2 protein-coding genes are annotated in these 2,322 nt (G+C 71.3%); one reads left to right on the top strand and one right to left on the bottom strand.

Annotated elements, in window-relative coordinates; genetic code table 11:
• Positions 1-153: 153 nt before the first annotated feature.
• On the bottom strand, positions 154-1,827 hold the full coding sequence (locus PV363_RS17375; protein ID WP_301023028.1) for a phospholipid carrier-dependent glycosyltransferase: 1,674 nt from the start codon (positions 1,825-1,827) through the stop codon (positions 154-156).
• Positions 1,828-1,894: 67 nt separating this feature from the next.
• Here PV363_RS17375 and PV363_RS17370 point away from each other — a divergent pair.
• Positions 1,895-2,322 (top strand): SAM-dependent methyltransferase (locus PV363_RS17370; RefSeq protein WP_301023027.1); only part of this gene is annotated, 428 nt, incomplete at its 3' end.

The following is a 2,322-nucleotide window of genomic DNA, read 5'->3' as shown; positions in this document are numbered from 1 at the left end:
GGGCGCTGCGTGCCCACCTGCTGGTCGAGCTGGGGAAGCAGTGCGCGGACGAGGCGAGGGCGGCGTACGCCAAGGCGATCTCGCTGACCACCGATCCCAGGAGTCGCGCGTTCCTGCAGGAGAGCCACGACCGACTCGGTCGGCGCTAGGGGATCAGACCCAGCGGGAGAACCACATCCGCTGGAGCCACTCCTCGTGGGTGATCAGGATGTCGGTCCAGATCGGGAAGAAGAACGCGGCGAGTGCCAGGGCCACGGCCACGTAGGTGCCGAGGGCCGCGGGCGCCCACCACCGCAGACGGCTTCCGCGGGACCCTCGGAGCAGCCGACCGGCGACGAGCGCGATCGCGGCGCACGTGAACGGGACGAAGGCGGTCGCGTAGAAGAGGAAGATCGGCCGGTCGTCGTAGGCGAACCACGGCAACCAGGACGACACGACCACGAGCACGACGAGACCGAACCGCCAGTCGCGGTCGCGCAGCCAGAACCAGACGGACGCGACGAGTGCCGCCAGCCCGCCCCACCAGACGGCGGGGTTGCCGAGGATGAGCACCTGACGGATGCACGTCTCGGTCCCGCTCGCCGCACATCCCGGCGTCGAGGCGGCGAGGTCGGTCTGGGCGTCGACGCCGACCGGGCGGTTGAGGACCAGCCACCCCCACGGGTCCGACTGGTACGGGTGAGACTTGCCGGCGAGGTAGTCGCCGGTGTGGAACGAGTAGACCATCTGGTGGTAGTGCCACAGCGACTCCAGCGGTCGCAGCAGCTCTCCGATCAGCCCTCTGTCGGTCTTGTCGATGGCTGACCCCCACGGTTGCGCGTCCCCGTAGCCGAGCCCGAACCGGCCCTCGAAGACCTCGTGGTTCACCAGGAACCCCGTCCAGGTCACGACGTACACGACGAGGGCCACGATCACCAGCGACACGAACGCGGGAAGTCCGTCGACGATCATCGAGCGCCACCACGCACCGCGTACGCCGATCGCCCGACGGTCGATCACGTCGAGCACCCAGACGAAGACGCCGACGGCGGCGAGGAAGTACAGGGCGCTCCACTTGGTGCCGACGGCCAGCCCGAAGCACACCCCGGCGGCGAGGCGCCACGGGCGCAGCAGGAGCATCCGGACCGGACCGAAGCCCGAAACGGTCTCGGTGGTGGCGTAGCGCCGGGCGATCCGGGTGCGACCCCACTCTCGGTCGGCGACGACGCACGCGACCGCGCACACCAGCCAGAACGCGAGGAACACGTCGAGGAGCGCGAGCCGGGACATCACCAGGTGCACGCCGTCGACGGCGAGGAGCAGGCCCGCGAGGCAGCCGAGCGCCGTGGAGCCGCTGAGCCGGCGGACCATCCGGGCGAGGACCAGCACGGTCAACGCACCGACGACGGCCGCCGAGATGCGCCAGCCGAACGCGTTCATCCCGAACAGCTGCTCGCCGATCGCGATCATCCACTTGCCGACCTCGGGGTGGACGACCTGTGTCGGCTCTCCGGTCCACAGACCGGTCGTCTGCCCGGCCTCGACCTTCGCGTTGGCGTCCTCGACCCAGTCCTGCGCGTAGCCGAACCGCAGCAGCGACCAGGCGTCCTTGGCGTAGTAGGTCTCGTCGAAGAGGAGGCGCGGTGGATACTCCAGGCGCCAGACACGCGCGGCGAACGCCAGCAGCGTGACGGCGATCGGACCCAGCCAGCCGAGCAGCCGGGGGGAGTCGGCGATCCGCGAGCGGAACCGGTCGCGCAGCGGCGGCAGCGGCGCACCCTCGGGCGTGCGGCCCAGCGGCGCGAACCTCTCGCTGCTCCCGTTGCGCTCGTCGACGGTCACGGACACGCGGCAACCCTAGCGGCCGCCACGTGGCGGCGAAGCCGGTCGCGGACGGCGACCGTAGGCTAGGCCCGTGCTGGTCCTCGCCGCGACACCCATCGGGAACCCCGCCGACGCGTCGCAGCGGCTGCGCGATCTGCTGGGGAGCGCCGATGTCGTGGCGGCCGAGGACACCCGTCGGCTGCACCGACTCGCCTCAGACCTTGACGTACGCATCGGCGGGCGCATCGTGTCGTACTTCGAGGGCAACGAGTCCCGGCGCACACCGGAGCTGGTTGCCGACCTCGAGGCCGGCCGTACGGTCCTGCTCGTCACCGACGCCGGGATGCCGAGCGTGTCGGATCCCGGCTACCGCCTCGTCGCCGCCGCGGTCGAGGGCGGGCTCGAGGTGACGGTCGCCCCGGGCCCCTCGGCGGCGCTCGCCGCGCTCGCCGTGTCCGGGCTGCCGGTGGACCGCTTCACCTTCGAGGGATTCCTGCCGCGCAAGACCGGTGAGCGTGA

The organism is Mumia sp. (assembly GCF_028803055.1).
In the GTDB taxonomy this organism is placed as follows: domain Bacteria; phylum Actinomycetota; class Actinomycetes; order Propionibacteriales; family Nocardioidaceae; genus Mumia.
The sequence above is the reverse complement of the archived record's forward strand: the minus strand, read 5'-3'. Positions and strand labels throughout refer to the sequence as shown.